The 17,963-nt window shown below is 65.5% G+C and carries 23 protein-coding genes and 1 tRNA gene; 7 read left to right on the top strand and 17 right to left on the bottom strand.

Going from position 1 to position 17,963, the window contains the following annotated elements:
* The first annotated feature begins 30 nt into the window (after window positions 1–30).
* Entirely contained in the window at window positions 31–423 is a 393-nt protein-coding gene (locus MI302_RS04500) for a cytochrome c (RefSeq protein WP_126206691.1), read from the top strand.
* Here MI302_RS04500 and ilvD read toward each other — a convergent pair.
* From ilvD to leuC, 6 genes are read right to left on the bottom strand one after another with little or no spacing between them, the layout of a single operon-like run.
* A complete protein-coding gene (ilvD, locus tag MI302_RS04505; protein ID WP_239726338.1) occupies window positions 420–2,090 on the bottom strand; it encodes a dihydroxy-acid dehydratase in 1,671 nt (556 codons plus the stop codon). The two genes, MI302_RS04500 and ilvD, sit on opposite strands and share 4 nt — an antisense overlap.
* The gene (locus MI302_RS04510; RefSeq protein ID WP_239726339.1) at window positions 2,087–2,821 is read right to left on the bottom strand and encodes an SDR family NAD(P)-dependent oxidoreductase; all 735 of its coding nucleotides are present in this window, start codon (window positions 2,819–2,821) and stop codon (window positions 2,087–2,089) included. The genes ilvD and MI302_RS04510 overlap by 4 nt, the downstream gene beginning before the upstream one ends.
* Window positions 2,818–3,357 carry a Uma2 family endonuclease gene (locus tag MI302_RS04515; protein WP_239726340.1) on the bottom strand — a complete coding sequence of 180 codons (540 nt, stop codon included), beginning with the start codon at window positions 3,355–3,357 and terminating at the stop codon, window positions 2,818–2,820. Before MI302_RS04515 ends, MI302_RS04510 begins: the two co-directional genes overlap by 4 nt.
* Before the next feature lie 5 nt (window positions 3,358–3,362).
* Window positions 3,363–4,400, bottom strand: coding sequence for a 3-isopropylmalate dehydrogenase (gene leuB, locus MI302_RS04520; protein WP_239726341.1), 1,038 nt, complete (start codon window positions 4,398–4,400; stop codon window positions 3,363–3,365).
* Window positions 4,397–5,002, bottom strand: a complete 606-nt coding sequence (gene leuD / locus MI302_RS04525; RefSeq protein ID WP_239726342.1) for a 3-isopropylmalate dehydratase small subunit — start codon at window positions 5,000–5,002, stop codon at window positions 4,397–4,399. Before leuD ends, leuB begins: the two co-directional genes overlap by 4 nt.
* Before the next feature lie 3 nt (window positions 5,003–5,005).
* Window positions 5,006–6,418: a 3-isopropylmalate dehydratase large subunit gene (gene leuC / locus MI302_RS04530; protein ID WP_239726343.1), complete on the bottom strand. Its 1,413-nt coding sequence runs from the start codon at window positions 6,416–6,418 to the stop codon at window positions 5,006–5,008.
* A gap of 170 nt (window positions 6,419–6,588) precedes the next feature.
* On the opposite strand from leuC, the gene MI302_RS04535 reads away from it, so the two are divergent.
* The 5 genes from MI302_RS04535 to MI302_RS04555 all read left to right on the top strand — a co-directional run bounded on the left by MI302_RS04535 (window position 6,589) and on the right by MI302_RS04555 (window position 9,436).
* Entirely contained in the window at window positions 6,589–7,026 is a 438-nt protein-coding gene (locus tag MI302_RS04535; protein ID WP_239726344.1) for an apolipoprotein A1/A4/E family protein, read from the top strand.
* Between the two features lie 45 nt (window positions 7,027–7,071).
* Window positions 7,072–7,158, top strand: a tRNA-Leu gene (locus MI302_RS04540).
* Window positions 7,159–7,199: 41 nt separating this feature from the next.
* A complete protein-coding gene (gene trpS / locus MI302_RS04545; RefSeq protein ID WP_239726345.1) occupies window positions 7,200–8,213 on the top strand; it encodes a tryptophan--tRNA ligase in 1,014 nt (337 codons plus the stop codon).
* A complete protein-coding gene (locus tag MI302_RS04550; RefSeq protein ID WP_239726346.1) occupies window positions 8,210–8,866 on the top strand; it encodes a chromosome segregation protein ScpA in 657 nt (218 codons plus the stop codon). The genes trpS and MI302_RS04550 overlap by 4 nt, the downstream gene beginning before the upstream one ends.
* A gap of 15 nt (window positions 8,867–8,881) precedes the next feature.
* Entirely contained in the window at window positions 8,882–9,436 is a 555-nt protein-coding gene (locus MI302_RS04555; protein WP_239726347.1) for a Uma2 family endonuclease, read from the top strand.
* Between the two features lie 19 nt (window positions 9,437–9,455).
* On the opposite strand, the gene MI302_RS04560 is transcribed toward MI302_RS04555, so the two are convergent.
* The 11 genes from MI302_RS04560 to MI302_RS04610 all read right to left on the bottom strand — a co-directional run bounded on the left by MI302_RS04560 (window position 9,456) and on the right by MI302_RS04610 (window position 16,705).
* Complete coding sequence (locus MI302_RS04560; protein WP_239726348.1) at window positions 9,456–9,716, bottom strand: hypothetical protein; 261 nt, start codon at window positions 9,714–9,716, stop codon at window positions 9,456–9,458.
* 60 nt (window positions 9,717–9,776) lie between these two features.
* Window positions 9,777–10,283: an IS630 family transposase gene (locus tag MI302_RS04565; protein WP_008633626.1), complete on the bottom strand. Its 507-nt coding sequence runs from the start codon at window positions 10,281–10,283 to the stop codon at window positions 9,777–9,779.
* 38 nt (window positions 10,284–10,321) lie between these two features.
* Complete coding sequence (locus MI302_RS04570; protein ID WP_019551665.1) at window positions 10,322–10,849, bottom strand: winged helix-turn-helix domain-containing protein; 528 nt, start codon at window positions 10,847–10,849, stop codon at window positions 10,322–10,324.
* A 210-nt stretch (window positions 10,850–11,059) separates the two neighbouring features.
* A complete protein-coding gene (locus tag MI302_RS04575) occupies window positions 11,060–11,419 on the bottom strand; it encodes a prepilin-type N-terminal cleavage/methylation domain-containing protein (protein ID WP_126204502.1) in 360 nt (119 codons plus the stop codon).
* 212 nt (window positions 11,420–11,631) lie between these two features.
* Complete coding sequence (locus MI302_RS04580; protein WP_239726349.1) at window positions 11,632–11,817, bottom strand: hypothetical protein; 186 nt, start codon at window positions 11,815–11,817, stop codon at window positions 11,632–11,634.
* Window position 11,818: 1 nt separating this feature from the next.
* Window positions 11,819–12,562, bottom strand: a complete 744-nt coding sequence (locus MI302_RS04585; RefSeq protein ID WP_135260897.1) for a transposase — start codon at window positions 12,560–12,562, stop codon at window positions 11,819–11,821.
* Window positions 12,511–14,394, bottom strand: coding sequence for a pilus assembly PilX N-terminal domain-containing protein (locus MI302_RS04590; RefSeq protein ID WP_239726350.1), 1,884 nt, complete (start codon window positions 14,392–14,394; stop codon window positions 12,511–12,513). Before MI302_RS04590 ends, MI302_RS04585 begins: the two co-directional genes overlap by 52 nt.
* Window positions 14,395–14,404: 10 nt before the next feature.
* Complete coding sequence (locus MI302_RS04595) at window positions 14,405–15,106, bottom strand: PilW family protein (RefSeq protein WP_239726351.1); 702 nt, start codon at window positions 15,104–15,106, stop codon at window positions 14,405–14,407.
* Between the two features lie 17 nt (window positions 15,107–15,123).
* A complete protein-coding gene (locus tag MI302_RS04600) occupies window positions 15,124–15,711 on the bottom strand; it encodes a prepilin-type N-terminal cleavage/methylation domain-containing protein (protein WP_239726352.1) in 588 nt (195 codons plus the stop codon).
* A complete protein-coding gene (locus tag MI302_RS04605; RefSeq protein ID WP_239726353.1) occupies window positions 15,708–16,181 on the bottom strand; it encodes a GspH/FimT family protein in 474 nt (157 codons plus the stop codon). The genes MI302_RS04600 and MI302_RS04605 overlap by 4 nt, the downstream gene beginning before the upstream one ends.
* A 53-nt stretch (window positions 16,182–16,234) precedes the next feature.
* Window positions 16,235–16,705, bottom strand: a complete 471-nt coding sequence (locus MI302_RS04610) for a GspH/FimT family protein (RefSeq protein ID WP_239726354.1) — start codon at window positions 16,703–16,705, stop codon at window positions 16,235–16,237.
* A 66-nt stretch (window positions 16,706–16,771) separates the two neighbouring features.
* Here MI302_RS04610 and MI302_RS04615 point away from each other — a divergent pair, with 66 nt between their 5' ends.
* Entirely contained in the window at window positions 16,772–17,962 is a 1,191-nt protein-coding gene (locus MI302_RS04615) for a thiolase family protein (protein ID WP_239726355.1), read from the top strand.
* The last annotated feature ends 1 nt before the right edge of the window (window position 17,963 follow it).

Raw genomic sequence — 17,963 nt, forward strand, 5'->3', positions numbered from 1 at the left:
AGGAGCCCAGAGGACCCCTATACTGGTTTCATGAAGCAACTTTGGCCCTTCCTCTTCCTCCTGGGTCTGGGCTCGGTCCTGGGCCAGGGGGTGGGGGGGCTTTGGGGCAAAACCTGCGCCGTCTGCCACGGGGAGAAGGCCCAGGGGGAGCGGCAATACCCCGGCCTCCAGGGGGTGGGTCCCTTCTTCGCCACCCCGGAAGGCCGGCGGTACCTGGTCCTGGTGGTCCTCTACGGCAAGAAGGGAGAGGCCGGGCTCATGCCCGGCTTTGCCCAGCTCAAGGACGAGGAGCTTGCCGCCCTATTGAACCACCTGAAGGTCCTTCTGCAGGCCAAGGGGGATCCCTTCACCCCAGAGGAGATACGCAAGGGGCGAGGCTTGAACCTCACCCCCGATGCGGTCAAGCGGCCGGAGAAACCCTAGGCCTCGGGGTCCTTCAGTACCGCTCCCTGGTCTGCCTGCTCCACCAAGGCGGCATAGCGGGCGAAGAGGCCGTGGCGGAAGGCGGGGGGCTTGGGTTGCCAGCGCTCCTGCCGCCTCCTCAGCTCCTCCTCGGGTAGGAGGACCTCCAAAAGGCGCTTTTCCACATCGATCCGCACCCGGTCCCCGTTCTCCAGAAGGGCGATGGGCCCTCCCACGAAGGCCTCGGGGGCGATGTGGCCGATCATGAGGCCGCGGGTGCCCCCGGAGAAGCGGCCGTCGGTGAGGAGGGCCACCTCGGGGCCCAGGCCTTCCCCCACGATGGCGCTGGTGACGGAAAGCATCTCGGGCATCCCGGGAGCACCCTTGGGGCCCACGTAGCGGATCACCACCACGTCCCCGGGGCGGATCTCCTTGGCCAGGACCTTTTCCATGGCGGCTTCCTCGGAGTCGAAGACCCGGGCCGGGCCCTCGAAGTAGGTGCGCTCGGTGCCGGCCAGCTTCAGAACCGCTCCCCTTGGGGCCAGGTTGCCCTTGAGGACCACCAGGCCCCCTTGCGGTTTCAGAGCCTGTTCCACGGGGAAGACCACCTTCTGCCCCTCCGCTTCCCGGTAGGCCCGTTCCACCTCCTCGGCCAGGGTGTTGCCGGTGAGGGTTTTCTCGTCCCCGTAAAGAAGCCCCGCCTCCAGGAGTTTTTTGAAGACCAAGGCGGTGCCCCCGGCCTCATAAAGCTCCCAGGCGGTGTAGGTGCCCCAGGGAAGGAGGTCGGCGATCACCGGGGTTTTCCGGGACACCTGGTCAAAATCGTCCAGGGAAAGCTCCACCCCCACCTCCCGGGCGATGGCCAGGAGGTGCAACACGGCGTTGGTGCTCCCCCCGGTGGCGGCCACGGCGGCGATGGCGTTGAGGAAGCTTCTGCGGGTGAGGAAGTCCTGGGGTTTCCAGTTTCGCTCTATGGCCCGGGCCAGGATACGGCCCGCCTCCCGGGTGGCCTTGGGCTTTTCCGGGTGCACGGCGGGGATGGCGTTGTAGCCGATGGGGGAGAGGCCGAGGGCCTCGAGGGCCATGGCCATGGTGTTGGCCGTGTACTGGCCGCCGCAGGCCCCGGGGCCGGGGATGGCGTGCCGTTCGATGGCGGCAAGCTCCTCGTCGGTGATCCTTCCGGCAGCCCTCTGTCCCACGGCCTCGAACACGGAAACGATGGTGAGCTTCCTCCCCTGCCACTCCCCGGGGGCGATGGTACCCCCGTAAAGAACCATGCCTGGAACCCCACTCCGGATCACCCCCATGGCCCCGCCCGGGATGGTCTTGTCGCAGGCGGAGAGGACCACCATCCCGTCGTAGAGGTAGCCCTGGGCGATAAGCTCCACGCTGTCGGCGATCACCTCCCGGCTTACGAGGCTCGCCCGCATCCCGGGGGTGCCCATGCTGATGCCATCGGAGATGGCAGGGGCCCCGAACTCAAAGGGGAAGACCCCGGCCTCCCTAAGCCCGGCCTTCACGTCCAGGGCCAGTTGGCGGAGGTGGTAGTTGCAGGGCATGCCGTCGGTGAAGGTGTTCACCACTCCCACGAAGGGCCTGGCGAGGTCCTCGTCCCCCACGCCCACCGCCCGGAGCATGGAGCGGGCGGGGGCCTGCTGCAGTCCCTTTTTGATGCGGTCGGATCTCATACGTCCCTCCAGGATGCGATCTTTCCATGAAACTGGCGCGCCCTCGGCAGGAGGCGCACCAGGGCTTTGGCTGCCTCCTTAGGGCTTAGGAGGCGGCCTTCCACCTTGTACCCGCGGAAAACCTGGTGCAGCACGGGGGCGGCGCTCCCCTGGGCCTCGCGGGCCTGGCGTTGCATCTCGGTTTCCACCACCCCGGGCCGGTAGATGAAGCAGGGGACCTCGGGTACCTCCGCGGCCAGCTGTCTGGCCAGGTGCTCTTCCGCGGCCTTGGCCACCGCATAGGCCCCGATGCCGGGAAGGTTGGATTCAGCCGCCCCGGAGCCCACATAGACCACCACCCCTTCCCCCTTTTTCCGGAGGAGGGGATAGGCGAAGCGGGCGAGTTGGTAGCCAGCGATGAGGTTGGCCTCGAGGACCTCCAGGAAGAGCCCCTCGGCGATCTCGTAGAGGAAGGGCCCCGGGTGGAGGACCCCGGCGTTATGGATGTAGCCGTAAAACCCCCCTAGGCCCTCGGCCTTCTGCACCAGCGCCTCGGCCACCTGGGCCTGGCCGGCGCTTCCCGCCACCACCTCCGCCCTGGCTCCCAGAGCCCGCGCCTCCTCGGCCACCTCCTTTAAGGGCCCCTCCGAGCGAGCGTTTAACACCAGGTCGTAACCCGCTTGGGCCAGCTCGAGGGCCAGGGCCCGGCCGATCCCGCGGCTCGCCCCGGTGAGGATCAAGGTCCTTCTCATAGGAGAACCTCCACGGGGATCTCCACCCCCATGAAGGCTAGGGTGTCCCCAGGCCCCAGGGTCCTAACCTCCCGGTATCCTTCCCCCTTGGGCTCCCTATGGACCAGAACCTGCCCGCCTTCCAGGTCCACCACCCAGACCTCGGGGATCCCCGCCTTGGCGTAGAGGGGGAGTTTCACGGTGAGGTCGTAGTCCAGGGAGGTGTCCGCCACCTCTATCACCAGCAGGGCATCCTCGGCTTCCGGCACCTTGTCCCGGTAGAAATTTTCCCGGTAGGAGAGGAGTGTGAGGTCGGGCTGGGGTTCGCTTTCCGGGGAAAGCCTAAGCGGGTCCTGGACCTGCAAAAGGGCTTTCCTTGCCTGTTGCAAGGGAAACAGAAGGTCCATAAGGCGCTTGACGGCTGCCATGTGGCGTTTGCCTACCGGGCTCATGGTTACGATCTCCCCCTCCACGAGCTCCACCCGGGCGTCCTCGGGGAGGATGCCTGCCTCGGCCATGCGGTGGAACTCCTCGGCGGTGAAGCGGTAGCGGAGCATTTTCCCTATTGTAGCCGCCTTAGCACCTCCTGGGTGAAGGCTTCCGTCCCCGCCTGGCCCCCCAGGTCGGGTGGGGGCGCCTCGAGGAGGGCCTTGGCCACGGCATCCTCCACCCTTCTTGCCAATTCCACCAGGCCGAAGGCATGCTCCAGCATCATGGCGGCGGAGAGGATGGCGGCGGTGGGGTTGGCGATGCCCTTGCCGGCGATGTCGGGGGCGGAGCCGTGCACGGGTTCGAAGACCGGGGTACCCCGGCCCAGGGAGGCGGAGGGGAGTAGCCCCAAGGAGCCGGGAAGCACCGAGGCCAGGTCGGAAAGGATGTCCCCGAAGATGTTTCCCGTCACCACCACGTCGAAGCGGGCGGGGTTTTTCACCAGGTGCATGGCCATGGCGTCCACATACTGGTGCTCCAGGGAAACGTCGGGGAAGTTCTGGTGCACCTCCTCCACCGTCTTGCGCCAGAACTCCCCCACCTCCAGCACGTTGGCCTTGTCCACGCTCACCACGTGCTTCCTGCGCTTCCTGGCCGCCTCAAAGGCCACCTGGGCCACCCGCTCCACCTCGGGCTTGCTGTAGCGCTCCGTGTTCCAGGCCTCCGCCTCGGACATCCCCCTGGGCTCGCCGAAGTAGATGCCCCCGGTGAGTTCCCGCACGATGAGGACATCTACCCCCCGGGCGATCTCCTCCTTGAGGGGGGAAAGCCGTTCCAGGCCAGGGAAGACCTTGGCGGGGCGCAGGTTGGCGAAGAGGCCCTGGCTTTTCCTTAAGGCGAGAAGCCCGGTTTCCGGGCGGATCTTGCGGGGAAGGTTATCCCACTTGGGCCCTCCCACGCTTCCCAGGAGCACCGCCTGGGCGGCCTCCACCCCTTTTTGGGTCACCTCGGGGAAGGGTTCCCCGTACCGGTCGATGGCCTCCCCGCCAAAGGGATAGACCTCGTAGCTGAGGCCTAGCCCGTGGGCCTCGTCCAGGGCCTTGAGGACCTTCAAGGCAGCCTCGGTCACCTCGGGGCCGATCCCGTCCCCCGGCAGGACCGCAATCCTCATTCCGACCTCCTGGGGTAGGGAAGGCGACGGTCGAACTCGTCCAGAAGCTCTCCCGCCTGCAGTAGCTCCCCGATGGGATCCCAAAGCCCTTCCACCAGGGCTTCCCGGGCCTCCTCGGGGATGAAGAGGGGGGCGGTGCGGCCACCGAAGCGCACCTCCTTGTTCACCAGGTCCACCTCCACCTCGAGGGCCGGGTCCTCCTCCACTGCCTGGAAGAGCACCGCCAGGTCCTCGGGGGCCAGGGTCACGCAGGGAAGGCCAATGGCGGTGGCGTTCCCGAAGAAGATCTCGGCGAAGCTCTCCCCGATGATGGCCCTAAACCCCGCCCGCTTGATGGCCTGGGGGGCGTGTTCCCGGCTGCTACCGGAGCCAAAGCCCGCCTCCACCAGGAGGATGCTGGCCCCTTGGTACCTGGGGTCGTTCAAGGGATGGGGCTTGGGCTCGCCCTTCTCGTCAAACCGCTCGTCGTAGAAGAGGTATTTCCCCAGGCCCTCAAAGGTGAGCACCTTCATGAAGCGGGCGGGGATGATGCGGTCCGTGTCGATGTCCTCGCCCCTTAAGGGCACCGCCCTACCGCGGATGGTGGTGAACTTTTCCAGCATGGCTTACCTCCCGATCCCAAACACTTCCCGGGCGTCGGCGATCTCGCCCGCCACCGCCGCCGCCGCCACCATGAGGGGGCTCATGAGCACCGTGCGTCCCCTGGGGCTTCCCATCCTGCCCTTGTAGTTGCGGTTGGAGGAGCTGGCGGCCAGCTCGTCTCCCTGCAGGCGGTCGGGGTTCATGGCCAGGCACATGGAGCACCCCGGGTTCCGCCACTCAAACCCCGCCTCCCGGAAAATCTCAGCGATGCCCTCTTCTTCCGCTTTCCTGGCCACCCACTCCGAGCCCGGCACCACCAGGGCCCGCACCCCCTTCTTCACCTTGTGGCCCTTGAGGTAGCGGGCCACCTCGCGCAGGTCGGAAAGCCTGGCGTTGGTGCAGCTTCCGATGAAGGCCACCTGGATGGGGACGCCCTTGATGGGCTGGCCCGGCTTGAGGCCCATGTAGGCCAGGGCTTCCTCGGCCACGGGGCGCTCCTCGGGGGAGAGTTCTTCTAAAAGGGGGATCCGCCCATCTATGGGCACTGCCTGGCCGGGGTTGATGCCCCAGGTGACCGTGGGGGGAATCTCCTCCGCCCGGAAGGTGACCACGTCGTCATAATGGGCGTCGGGATCGGAGGCGAAGGACCGCCAGCGCCGTTTGGCCTCCTCCCACTCCGCCCCCTTGGGGCTATAGGGGCGGCCCTCGAGGTAGGCGAAGGTGGTCTCGTCGGGGTTCACATAGCCGATGCGGGCCCCGCCCTCAATGGACATGTTGCAGAGGGTCATGCGGCTTTCCATGTCCATGGCCTCCACCGTGCTGCCGCCATACTCGTAGGCGTAGCCCAAGCCCCCTTTCACCCCCAGGTGGCGGATGATGTGCAGGATCACGTCCTTGGCGTAGACCCCGGGGGCAAGCTTCCCCTCGATGTTGATGCGCCGCACCTTGAGCTTCTGGGCCGCCAGGGTCTGGGTGGCCAGGACGTCCCGCACCTGGCTGGTGCCGATGCCAAAGGCCACGGCCCCGAAGGCCCCGTGGGTGGAGGTGTGGGAGTCCCCGCAGGCGATGGTCATCCCGGGCTGGGTGAGGCCAAGCTGCGGGCCGATTACGTGCACGATCCCCTGGTTCCCGCTTCCCAGGTCGAAGAAGGTGATGCCGTGCTCCCGGGTGTTCTGGCGGAGGGCCTCCAGCATGCTCTGGGCCAGAGGATCCTGGAAGGGCTCCGTACGGTCGTGGGTGGGGACGATGTGGTCCACGGTGGCGAAGGTGCGGTGGGGGTAGCGTACCTTGAGGCCCAGGTCCCTAAGCATCCCGAAGGCCTGAGGGCTCGTTACCTCGTGCAGGAGGTGCAGGTCGATGAAAAGCTGGCTTTGCCCGCTTTTCAGCTTTCGCACCTCGTGGGCTTCCCAAACCTTCTCGTAAAGCGTTTTTCCCATGCTCCCTCCCATTTACGAAAATCCCCCGGGTTCTAGGCCCGGGGGAAGGCAACAGGGCTTCCCTAAGCCGGGCCTGCCCGGCCTAGGTCTAGCAGGAAGCCCCGCCGCATTACCCTATAGCCTACGCTGCCTTTGCCTTAGGGTCAAGGGCTATGCTAGCCTGAAGGCAGATGACCACCGAGGAGCGGCTTTACAAGCTGGAAGGCATCGTGGAAGGGGTGATGGCCACCCTTCCGGAGCGCATAACTTCCCTGGAAAACCGCATGGACCTCCTCCGCCAAGAGCTGAAAGGCGACATAGCGGGCCTGCGCCAGGAGTTTAAGGGCGAGATGGCGGCCCTGCGCCAGGAGCTCAAGGCGGAGATGGCGGCTTTGGAGGGGAGACTGGGGGAGCAGATGGCTTCCCTGCGCCAGGAGCTCAAGGCGGAGATGGCGGCTTTGGAGGGGAGACTGGGGGAGCAGATGGCCTCCTTGCGCCAGGAGCTCAAAGGGGACATGGCCTCCCTGCGCCAAGAGTTAAAGGCGGACATCAACACCGCCCTGAACCGCCTCATGCTCTACTTCAGCGCCCTGGCGGTGCTCCTGGCCCTCCTCGCCCTTTGGCGGTAGGGCTTGACGGGAAAAGGGCCCTTCCGTACAATGACCCTTGCGTCTGCCGGGGTGGCGGAATTGGTAGACGCGCACGATTCAGGGTCGTGTGTCCTCGCGGACGTGCGGGTTCAAGTCCCGCCCCCGGCACCAGAAGGCCCCGCTTATGCGGGGTTTTTGCTATTCTTAAGGGCATGACGCGGGTTCTTTCCGGCATCCAGCCCTCGGGGGAGATCCACATCGGCAACTACCTGGGGGCCATCAAGCAGTGGGTGGAGCTGGGGGAAAAGCTGGGGCGGGAAGCTTTTTTTTGCATTGTGGACTACCACGCCCTCACCAACCCCCTGGCCTACGAGCCCGAGACCCTGGCCCAGCGCACCTTTGAGGCGGCTTTGGTGAACATGGCCGCAGGGCTTGACCCCGAGAAGGTGACCCTCTTCGTGCAGTCCCATGTGCCCGAGCACACGGAGCTTTCCTGGGTCTTCACCACCATCACCCCCTTGGGGGACCTGACCCGCATGACCCAGTTCAAGGACAAGGCCGCCAAGCAGGAAGCGGTTTGGAGCGGCCTTCTCATGTACCCGGTGTTGCAGGCGGCGGACATCCTCATCTACAAGGCGGATACCGTCCCTGTGGGGGAGGACCAGGTGCAGCACATTGAACTTACCCGGGAGATCGCCCGCCGCTTCAACGCCCTTTTCGGGGAAACCTTCCCCGAGCCCGAGGCCCTTCTGAATCCCGAGGCCCCGAGGGTTCCGGGCATAGACGGCAAGGCCAAGATGAGCAAGTCCTTAGGGAACACCATCGGCCTCCTGGAGCCGGAGGAGAGCATCTGGAGGAAAATCCAGCACCTCCCCGATGATCCCCAAAGGATCCGCCTCTCGGACCCCGGGGAGCCGGGGCGCACCATCGTCTTCACCTACCTCTCCTACTTCGCCCCCAAGGAGCTGGTGGAGGCCTTGAAGGAGGAGTACCGGAAGGCGGGGATCGGTACCCTCACGGTGAAGAGGATCCTCTTTGAGGAGATGATGAAGGTCCTCCGCCCCATCCGGGAGCGGGCCGAGGAGCTGAAAAAGGACCCCGACTACGTGATGGATGCCCTTTTGGAAGGGGCCAGGCGGGCCCGGGCCGTGGCCCAGGCCACCATGGAGGAGGTGCGGGAGAAGGTGGGGCTCCTTCTCCCCAGCAAGCGCCCCGTTTACCGGTGATCCGCCTCGAGCTTCCCGGCTTTTCCGGCACGCCCCAGGAGCTGAGGGAGGCCCTCAGGCGGGGGCGCCTATCCCCAAGGGCCGTACCCCTCCTCCTGGTGGTGGACCAGGCCCTGGCCCAGGTGCCTGAGGACCTGAGGCAAAGAAGCGAGCTTCTCCCCATCCTGGCAGAGCTCTTGCTTCTCAAGCTCTCCCCGGAAAAGGCCCTGACCCCAAGGGAGGAAGGGGAGGAAGCCCCCCTGGTGCAGGTACTTCTGGATCTTTCGGAAACGGTGGCCTTTTTGGAGGAGCGCCTTAAGAAACGCTCCCGGCTTGTACCCGTTTCCCCGCCTCCCTTGCCCAAGCCGGCCTTACGCCTTCCCCCTAGGGCCTTGGTGGAGGCGGCGAGGCCCTTTAGGAAGGCGGTCTTGGCCGTGAGCCGGGAGCGCTTTGGCCTCCTCGAGGCCTGGGAGCGGCTTAAGGGGCTCCTGCGGGGGCGGGTGGCCTTCCAGGGCCTCCCCTTCGCCTCCTGGGGGGAGCGGGGGGTGGCCTTCGCCGCCCTCCTCGAGGCCGCCCGCCTGGGCCGGGTGCGCCTCTACCAGGAAGCCCCCTTCGCCCCCCTCTACGTGGAGGCAGAGGCGCCCTTGGAAGGGGACCTGGAGCGCACCGCCTAGGGGTACAATGGTCCCATGGGCGAGGCAGCAAGGCCCCTAAAGCTTCTGGAGGCCGAGGCCTACCTGGCCATGGAAGAGCGGTCCCCCGTGCGCCACGAACTCGTGGAGGGCGTGCCCTACGCCATGGCGGGGGCCACGGAGGCCCATAACCTCATCGCGGGCAACCTCTTCTACCATCTCCGCCCTCACGCCCAGGCTAAGGGGTGCAGGCTCTTCGTTTCGGACATGAAGCTTAAGGTCTCCTCCCGCACCTTTTACTACCCCGACCTCATGGTGGTGTGCGCAGAAGACCCCCACCCCCTTTACAAGGAGCGCCCCTGCCTGGTGGTGGAAGTCCTTTCCGAGCACACCGAGGCCATAGACCGCCGGGAGAAGCTCTGGCGCTACCGGGAAATGCCAAGCCTCCAAGGCTACCTCCTGGTGGACTCCCGGGAAAGGCGGGTGGAAGGCTACTTCCGCCAAGGGGAAGGCTGGCTCTACCGCCTTTGGGAGGGAGAGGGGATGGCAGAGGTGCCTTGCCTCGGAACGAGGCTAAGCCTGGAAGCCATCTACGAGGGGGTGGAGCTCTAGTCCGACGAGCCCCGCAAGCTTAGCGGAGAAAGGTGAGGATGGCCAGGGCCGCCGCCAGGGCGGTGAAGTAAAGCATGAGCTTGTTGAAGGCAGGGCTGATCTCCGCCTTCACTTCCTGGCGCAGGCCCACCATCTCCTGGCGCAGGCCCCCTATCTCCGCCTTCACCTCCTGGCGGAAGAGTTCCATGCGCCCCTCCAGGGAGGCAACCTGGCCCGGGAGGGTGGCCATGACCCCCTCCACAATCCCCTCCAGCTTGTAAAGGCGCTCCTCCGTGGTCATTGCCCTCAAGGTAGCACAGACACAGGCCGACCTGATATGAAATCCTCCCGATCCATTCCCTCAGCATCCCCCCGGCCACCAGTGAAAAAGAGTGTGGCTCCGAATAAGCTCCGGCTGGGTCTGCAAGTAAGCACAGCGGGCCTCCACCCTCTCCCAAAGCTCCTCCTCCGAATCCACCCGCCCATTCGCTACCACCCCGTCCACCAAGGGCCATACCCGCTCCACAGGCTGTAGCTCAGGAGAGTAGGGGGGCAAAAAGACCAAACCTACCCCCTCCGGTACCTCCACCCGCCTGGACACGTGCCATCCCGCCCGGTCCAACACCACCAGCAACCCCTTCCTCCCCCCAGACCCCCGAAGCCGGGCAAACTGCCGAAGCACCTCCGAGAACACAGCCGCATTCACCGTGGGCAAAAGCCAAAACTCGCTCTCCCCCGTACTGGGACGCACGAAACCGTACACGTACAACCACCGGTACCGCGGCCGCACCCAGGCCAGGGGCGTCCTCCCCCGGGGCGCCCACACCCGCCGGTACACCGGCTTCAGCCCCAGGCGGTGCTCGTCCATGGCCCAGAGCTCCAACTCCAGCCAGGGAACGAGGTACTTCAGGAGAAAGACCGTGAAGAAGAGGTTTTTTTGAAGGCCTCCCCCTCGGCCAGGTCCCGCTCCCGGTGCCGGGGACGGGGGCGGAGGGGGGCAAAGCCCAGGCGCTTCATCCAACTCCAGGCCCGCCTTGGGTCCACGGGGCGGCCCAGCCTCTCCGAGAGCCACTCGGCGGCGTTCCTTATGGTCCAAATTCCGTCCCGGGGATGGGGTTGCAGGAGGGCCTGGCGGAAGGCCTCCTGGAGTTCTGGGGGGAGCAAGGGGGGCTGGCCTGGGTTTTGGTGGCGGAGGTCGGCCATGGGCTTGCCTTGGTTGTAGCGGTGGAGGGTGTCCCGGACCCAGCGGGTGGAGTAGCCCAGGGTTTGGGCGACTTTTGGGATGGGGTGGCCGGTGGCGAGGAGCCAGAGGGCGTGCCAGCGGGAGCGTTCTATGGGGTCTTGGCTTTCCCGGTACAGGGCGTGAAGGTTATCCGGGTGATGCTGCAGCTTGAGTTGCAGCCGGGGGCGGCGTTGGTGTTTGGCGAGGTCCATGGCCCCATTCTACGGGAGAGGACTAGGGGGATTTCTTATGATACCCTGTGGACCTTGAAACTTGGAGTAGGGGGTTCCATCGGGTAGTCCGATGGGTAAAACGCCAGGAGCTAAACCGGCTGGGTTTAGCTCCTGGCCCTTAGGATGATAGCCCTAGGCCGTGGTCGTTGTTGTGGTGAGTTGCTGTTGCCGCTACCGCTGTTTTGTACGCTATTGCACTTGAATTTGACCCGTGGAGCTATCGTAGGTAACCTTAGTGCCGGAACCGTTAGAGTACGTTACTTCCAGTTGGAAATCGGTGTTATTGTTGATCCTCGTTACAGTGCAGTTTGTAACAATGGCAGGTTTATTAATGGTGGTGGGGCAGGCTGTGGCAGTAACTTCACCCGTGGTGGGGTTACGAGTTGCTTCAATCTCCGTGGCGACATTGCGTGTATAGGCTACAGCAGCGGTATCGTTTGCCCGCTTACGAGCATTGAGCAGGTTGGGGATCAGGACCGCGGCCAGGATGGCAATGATGGCGATGACGATCAAAAGCTCAATCAGGGTAAAGCCTTTTGCGTTACGCATAGGTTTCTTACCTCCTTAAGGTTTCCCGCGCTCTTATGGTATTGCGCGGCCATGAGTGCCTGTTGCCGAAAACCGCCTCTAACCACCGGTTTCTCGTCCTTCTCCTCCTCTCACCCCCTTTCTCCCCTTAGTCTGGAGCGCCGGTACCTTTTCGTCAAGCCCCCCAGGGGCCACCCTCAGGATGGGGGAGGGGTGTGAAAAGGGCGTGAAAGCTAGCGGCGCTCATAGGAGAGCACCTGGAAGACGGGCTTACCCTCCTTAAGGTCCGGCAGCAAGGCCGGGCGGTTTTCCTTGGGGATGCGGATATAGACCACCTCGGCCTTCTGGCCGGCGTTGCATTGGTCTTCCTTCTCCTCGTTCTTATTACCCCCTTTTCGGATATTCACCTGCGTACTCACCTCACGCCACCACCCGCAACACCCGGGTGATGGGCAGACCCGCCTGCCCAAGAAGCTGGGCCACCACGCTCCAGGCCATCACCCAAGCTTCCACTTGCAGGGCCACCGCCTTCAGCCCCCGTACCCTCCCCACCGCCCCCACCAGCCCCATCGGCCCCTTCAGCAGACCAAAAACCGTCTCCAGCTCCCACCGCCGCCCCAAAAGCCTCCGGTACGCACCTCTCCCCCGCCGCCGCAGGTTCAAAAGCCGCCCCCTCCCCTTTGGCCTTCCCCGTCTCCGGTTATGCCCCGTCACCAGAAGCATCCCTCGCCTCCTCGCCAACCGAAAGTTGGCTTCCCCCTCGTAGGCCGCGTCCGCCACCACCACGGGGGGCTTCTCCCCAGGAAACCTCTCCACCCCCCAGAGCATCCCCCGCCCCACCGGGGAGTCGTGCCATGAGGCCGGGGTCACCCGTAGGGCCAGCACCTCCCCCGTGTCCAGGTCCACGAGGAGGTGGAGCTTGTACCCATAAACCCAGCCCCCATCCGAGCCCACGCCCCAAGCCGCCTCCCCATCCGACCTCTGGGCGGGGAGAAGGGTGGCGTCCATGGCCAGCACCCGCCTCCCCCGGCCCACCCGCTTCCCTCCCCGCAGGAGGGGCCAGGGTAGCTTCCGGCTCCGCTCGCTGAGGGTGGCAGAGGAGGGAACGCGCTCTAGACCGAGGCGCTTGCGGAGCCTAGGGTTGCGGGCCAGTTCCCGGCGCATGCGTTCGCTGGAGAAGCCCAGGAGGGCGCGGACCAGGTGGAAGAGAAAGAGGCTGAGGTCGGAGAAGGTCCTGGGCCTGCCGGGTTTTCTCTCCCCTTCTGGCAAGCGGGCTTGGAGCCATGCCTGGAGCAGGGGGACCAGTTCCTCCAGGGGCAGGGGTAGGATGGAAGGGGGCGTCTGGTGTTCTTCCACAGCTCACCAAGCGCCCCCTTTTCCTTTGGCTTGTCAAGGGGGTATGCATTGAATATCCGAAAGGGGGGGTTCTTATTATTTTTATTTCCGCCTTGATTACCGGTGTTTTGGCCGCCAGCGCTGGTGGTGCAAAACTCGTTGGCGATGACAGAACCGAAAAGCACCTTGTCCTGCACCACCCGGAAGGTCCCGCCCGCATAGAGGGGGGCCATCACGTACTGGCCCCGCTGGTAGAGGTTCTTCTCCACCACAAGGCCCAAGGCGTGGCCGGGGAAGGAGCCAAAGCTGGCGTCGGGGAGGAGGCTGCCGTTGATGTCCAGGTTGCCGCCCGCCCCATCCTTCGCCAGCACGGCGAAAGTAGCGCTCTTGGCGCTCCCCGAGCTGGCCTGGTAGTCCGTGGGCTGGTTCAGGACCAGGTTAAGCCCCTCCAGGACCACGTCACCGAATACCTGCAAAAGCCCCTTCCCGTCCTCATAGGTGTACTTGAACCCTCCCCGGCTTCCGTCCGGGCGGATGAAAGTGCAGTTCACGTCTTTGTTATCTAGGGTCAGGGTGCCGGACTGCAGGGCCTGGAGGCAGGAATCCAGGTTCACACCCAGGGGGGTGGCGATGGACACCCGGTTCTCTAGGCGCTGAATCCTGAGGGCGGCCCTGTTCTGGAGGCAGTTCCGCCAGGTGGGGTAAGCGGAGCAGGCGTCGGAGTCCAGCTTGGCATCCAGGGTGGGGAAAGGCGGGGGATTGGAGAGGTCAAAGCCCCCCATGGCCTCGGTGCAGACCCCTTTCTTGTCCTGGTCCTGGCATACATCCCCGGTAATGTCCTGGGCGCCCCGGCCCACGAACACCCCTTTCACCTTGTTGGTGGGCTCGCCGATCTCGGTGCTCCCCCCAACGGAGATCTTGCCGTACTGCACCCGGAGGCTCGCGCAGAGGTCTCGGACCTCCCGGTAGCCGGATTCCACCCGGCTGGCGATCCCGGAGTAGTCGTTGTCGTTCAGGTTATACCAGTTGTAGAGGGCAAAGTTTCCGTTGGCCTTTATGACCGTTTGGTCGGGATCACTTGGGCTTCCCACCACGTAGATTCCGCCCCGGATGGTGGCCCCCCCGTTCAGCCACTTATTGGCCTGGCCCGTTCCTGCGAAGATGGCCTGCTCCAGGTAGCCCGTGTTGCTGATGCGGAAGGTGGCCTGGACCGTGGCCTTGGCGCCGGAGGAGGTGCCCTGGGAGACCAGGGTGAAAAGCTGGCCGTCTTGGGCGTCTTTGTAAAGGACCACCCGATACCGGCCCACGGGGTTGCCGAAGGCGTCCATCACCGCCTCGTCCTCGGCCAGGACCAACTGGTTGTTGGTGAAGGGGATTAGGGTCCCGTTCCGGTCCAGGTCCAGGCCAGTTACCAGGGGGGTGAAACAGCCAGGCCCTCCTCCCCCCTGGCCCCGTTGCTCCCGCCAGACATACTGCTGGAAGAGGACGGCCTTGTACTTCTGGAGCCCGGCCTCGGCGGCGTAGAAGGCCTGGACCGAGGTGGTGTCGTTGCGGGTGGTCCAAAGCTCTATCTGGGTGGTGAAGAAGGTGCCGAAGACCAGGAGGGCGATGACCACCATCAGGGCCAAAGTGGCGACCAGGGCGATGCCTTTCGTGTTCATAGGCTTCCTCCTAGGGGGCGGGCAAGGGCTTGAGGTTGGGCATGAGAACCTCCTGGGTGAGGGCGTAGCAGGCCCGGCCCGGGGGGCAAGGGAGGGTTTGGTGGGTGACGGTGGTGAGGGAGGCGGGCCCCGGGTTGGTCACGGGGCTTAGGGAGTAGCCCGCCACCGTGACCTTGGCCGAGCGGGGGTAGGCGTCTGGGTTGCACTCCGGCTGGTCTTGGGTGGTACCGTCGCTGCACTGGTACTGGATGTCCAGGGCGAGGATGCCCTCGGCCAGGGGCTGGAAGTTGGGGGTAGGGGAGGTGCAGTCGCTTCCGGAGGTGGGCGTGGCGTTCAGGTCGCTCCTTAGGAGCGTATCCCCGGCAAACCCATAGTCCACCCGCCGGCAGGCGGAGGCAGGGTCCCTAAGGCTAGTGACGTAGTAGAGGGTCAGGGTGTCCTTGGCACCCCCATCCTCCCCCTCAAGGGGGGGAAGGGGCAGGCCGTAGGCCCGGTTTTGGCTGCCGCTATTCCAGTAGCGGGCCCCCGCCATCTGCAGATCGCCGGTCACCACCTGCATGACCATCCGCACCCGGTCCTGAAGCTCGTTCCGCCCCTGGGTGTTCCGAGCGAGCTCGCCCGTGGCGGCGAAGTAGCGCACCCCAAGGGCCAGGACCACCACCAAAATGGCCATGGCCACCAGGACCTCCACCAGGGTGAAGCCCTTCCTCATGGCCTTCCACCTCCTCCTCATTGCGCCTCCTGCTCCTCTGACCTCCCACCTCCCGGGGGCGGGCAGGGGGCGGGCTGGTCCTGGGTAGGGGAAGGATAGACGTCGTAGCAGGTGACGCGGCGGCCCATGGTGACCTTCGGGCCCCGGGGATGGGTAGCCGTGACCACCAGGGTCACCACGCCTTCCCCCCGGATGCCGTCTTCCCCCCAGAGGCTCCAGGCCACGGGGATGCCCCCCACGGTTTCCGTACCCGAGCAGGCAAGGCCAGGGCGGAGGTTAGCCTCACGCCCCTCACGCTGTCTAGAAGAAGGGCTTACCCGCGTGGGGCAGGAGAAGTAGTAATCCACAAAGTAGAAGCTTCGCCAGTTACCTGATTCTAAGGGCGCATCCTTGTAAGGGCTTGTGGCCGGGACCACCTCGCTCTTCAGGACCTCAGCCGAGAGCTTCTCCAAGACCTGGACCGCGGCCGCCTTGGTGTCGCTGGCGAAGCGGGCTTGGGCGTTGGCCCTAAGGTTGGAGAGCTGGCTCGTGAGCAGGGCGCCAAAGGCGATGCCCAAAACAGCCAAGGCCACCAGGACTTCCACAAGGGTAAGGCCTTTTCTCATGGCAGGCTCCCCCTCCCCTGGGGGCTTAGGGCAACCCCTTGGGTGTAGGTTCCGGCGCGGTCGCTTAGGGTCACGGTCGCCCCCGTAAAGTCCTGGGGGATACCCCGGGGGTCAAAGACCAAGGCTGCCGGGCCCGTGGGGGCGGCAAGCCGCACCCGGGCCCATTCCCCCTGGCCGAAGGTTATCGTCTGGATGACGGTATCCGCCCCGTCGTAGGTGCGATTCCGGTTCTGGTCCAAAAAGATCACGTACCCCCCCGCCCCCCCGGTGAGGAACTGGATCCCCACGAAGTCGTTCCGGCGGATGGCCTCGAGGCGGGCCCGGGTCACCTGGGCCGCCAGGGACCGGGCGGCCTGGTTCACGGCCAGGTGGTCCGAGCGCAAGTAGCCAAGGCCTAGCCCCAAAAGAACCCCCAGGAGGGCGAGGAGAAGGATCAACTCTAGGAGGGCGAAGCCATAGGGCGTCCTCATTCCCTCCTAGGGTAGGCCGAGGGAGGGGTGGGGCGCATCCCCCAAATGGGGGGTCATTCCACCCGGGCCCGGCCCTGCTGGCTCACCACCACCTTCCGGGTGGCCGTGCCCGCCCTTAGGACGAGGGCAGCGGTAATGGGCCGGGCGGGCACGCCCCGGGGGTCAAAGAGGAGGGGGAGGTTGCCCAGGGTGCTCTGCCCCAGGTCCAGGCGTACCCGGGCCCATTCCCCCTGGCCAAAGCGAACAAGCTGCACCTCTTCCCCCGGGTCATAGCCCCAGTCCCCATCCCGGTCCACGAAGACGGCGTAGCCCCCCGCCCCCTCGGTGAAGAGGTGAAGCCCAGCAGGAGCGTTTCGGCGGATGGCCTCGAGCCTGGCCCGGGTTACCTGGGCCGCCAGGGAACGGGCCGCCTGATCCAGGGCCAGCTGCTGAGGGGAGAGAAGGGGAAGGCCGAGGGCGAGGAGAACCCCCATAACGCCCAAGACCAGGAGGAGTTCCAGAAGGGTAACGCCCCGCTGGGCCATCTTGTAAGGAGTTTAGCAGGGAGCCCCCTTGCCCGGGCGGATTGGCCCACGGGGTATGATAGGCCCATGAAAGAGGTCTATATCGTCTCTGCGGCCAGGACCCCCATCGGGAGGTTCGGGGGGGCCTTGAAGGACGTAAGCCCGGTGGAGCTTGGGGCCCACGCCATGCGCTCGGCCTTGGCCCGGGCGGGGGTGGAGGGGAAGGCTTTGGACCTGTACGTGTTCGGAAACGTGCTCCGGGCCGGGCATGGGCAGCTACTTCCCCGCCAGGCCGCCTTGAAGGCGGGTATCCCCAAGGAGGTGGACGGCTACCAGGTGGACATGGTCTGCGCCTCGGGGATGATGGCGGTGATGAACGCCGTCCAGTTCCTGCGCACGGGGGAGGCCCGGTTGGTGCTGGCCGGGGGGATGGAGTCCATGAGCCAGGCGGGGTTTTACCTCTCCCATAGGGCGAGGTGGGGGTACAAGTTCCTCATGGGGGCGCCGGAGAACCTTCAGGATATCCTGCTTAGGGACGGCCTGTCGGACCCCTTCAGCGGCGAGGCCATGGGGGAGCAGGCGGAAAGGCTTGCCCAGGACTACGGGGTGAGCCGGGAGGAGGTGGACGAGGCCGCCTACCTTTCCCACAAGCGGGCGGCGGAGGCCACGGAGGGGGGCTTCTTCGCCTGGGAGATCGCCCCTATGGAGCTCCCTGGGAAGAAGGGACCGGTGGTGGTGGACAAGGACGAGGGTATCCGTCCGGAAACCACCCTCGAGTCCCTTTCGGCCCTGAAGCCTGCCTTCCGCAAGGATGGGATCCTGACTGCCGGGAACGCCAGCCAGATCTCCGATGGGGCGGCGGCGCTTCTGTTGGCCTCGGAGGAGGCGGTGAAGCGGTATGGCCTCAAGCCTCTGGCCCGGGTTCTGGGAGGAGCCTGGGCGGCGGGGGAGGCCTGGCGGTTCCCCGAGGCCCCCATCCCGGCGGTGAAGCGCTTGTTGGACCGGCTTGGCATGCGGATTGAAGACTTCGGCCTATTTGAGAACAACGAGGCCTTCGCCCTCAACAACGTCCTTTTCCACCGCCTCCTGGGGGTGCCTTACGAGAGGCTCAACGTCTTTGGAGGGGCGGTGGCCCTGGGCCACCCCATCGGGGCCAGCGGGGCCCGGATTCTGGTGACCCTCCTTAACGCCCTTAGGGTGAGGGGGGAGAAAAGGGGCCTTGCCGCCATCTGCCATGGGACGGGAGGGTCCACGGCGGTGGCGGTGGAGCGGGTCTAGC

The sequence above is a fragment of the Thermus sp. NEB1569 genome, assembly GCF_022385295.1.
Taxonomy (GTDB): Bacteria; Deinococcota; Deinococci; order Deinococcales; family Thermaceae; genus Thermus; species Thermus scotoductus.

Coding starts and splice junctions, on each gene's coding strand:
- MI302_RS04500 (WP_126206691.1), top strand. CDS start 31: ATGAAGCAACTTTGGCCCTTCCTCTTCCTCCTGGGTCTGGGCTCGGTC.
- ilvD (WP_239726338.1), bottom strand. CDS start 2,090: ATGAGATCCGACCGCATCAAAAAGGGACTGCAGCAGGCCCCCGCCCGC.
- MI302_RS04510 (WP_239726339.1), bottom strand. CDS start 2,821: ATGAGAAGGACCTTGATCCTCACCGGGGCGAGCCGCGGGATCGGCCGG.
- MI302_RS04515 (WP_239726340.1), bottom strand. CDS start 3,357: ATGCTCCGCTACCGCTTCACCGCCGAGGAGTTCCACCGCATGGCCGAG.
- leuB (WP_239726341.1), bottom strand. CDS start 4,400: ATGAGGATTGCGGTCCTGCCGGGGGACGGGATCGGCCCCGAGGTGACC.
- leuD (WP_239726342.1), bottom strand. CDS start 5,002: ATGCTGGAAAAGTTCACCACCATCCGCGGTAGGGCGGTGCCCTTAAGG.
- leuC (WP_239726343.1), bottom strand. CDS start 6,418: ATGGGAAAAACGCTTTACGAGAAGGTTTGGGAAGCCCACGAGGTGCGA.
- MI302_RS04535 (WP_239726344.1), top strand. CDS start 6,589: ATGACCACCGAGGAGCGGCTTTACAAGCTGGAAGGCATCGTGGAAGGG.
- trpS (WP_239726345.1), top strand. CDS start 7,200: ATGACGCGGGTTCTTTCCGGCATCCAGCCCTCGGGGGAGATCCACATC.
- MI302_RS04555 (WP_239726347.1), top strand. CDS start 8,882: ATGGGCGAGGCAGCAAGGCCCCTAAAGCTTCTGGAGGCCGAGGCCTAC.
- MI302_RS04560 (WP_239726348.1), bottom strand. CDS start 9,716: ATGACCACGGAGGAGCGCCTTTACAAGCTGGAGGGGATTGTGGAGGGG.
- MI302_RS04565 (WP_008633626.1), bottom strand. CDS start 10,283: ATGGACGAGCACCGCCTGGGGCTGAAGCCGGTGTACCGGCGGGTGTGG.
- MI302_RS04570 (WP_019551665.1), bottom strand. CDS start 10,849: ATGGACCTCGCCAAACACCAACGCCGCCCCCGGCTGCAACTCAAGCTG.
- MI302_RS04575 (WP_126204502.1), bottom strand. CDS start 11,419: ATGCGTAACGCAAAAGGCTTTACCCTGATTGAGCTTTTGATCGTCATC.
- MI302_RS04585 (WP_135260897.1), bottom strand. CDS start 12,562: ATGCGCCGGGAACTGGCCCGCAACCCTAGGCTCCGCAAGCGCCTCGGT.
- MI302_RS04590 (WP_239726350.1), bottom strand. CDS start 14,394: ATGAACACGAAAGGCATCGCCCTGGTCGCCACTTTGGCCCTGATGGTG.
- MI302_RS04595 (WP_239726351.1), bottom strand. CDS start 15,106: ATGAGGAAGGGCTTCACCCTGGTGGAGGTCCTGGTGGCCATGGCCATT.
- MI302_RS04600 (WP_239726352.1), bottom strand. CDS start 15,711: ATGAGAAAAGGCCTTACCCTTGTGGAAGTCCTGGTGGCCTTGGCTGTT.
- MI302_RS04605 (WP_239726353.1), bottom strand. CDS start 16,181: ATGAGGACGCCCTATGGCTTCGCCCTCCTAGAGTTGATCCTTCTCCTC.
- MI302_RS04610 (WP_239726354.1), bottom strand. CDS start 16,705: ATGGCCCAGCGGGGCGTTACCCTTCTGGAACTCCTCCTGGTCTTGGGC.
- MI302_RS04615 (WP_239726355.1), top strand. CDS start 16,772: ATGAAAGAGGTCTATATCGTCTCTGCGGCCAGGACCCCCATCGGGAGG.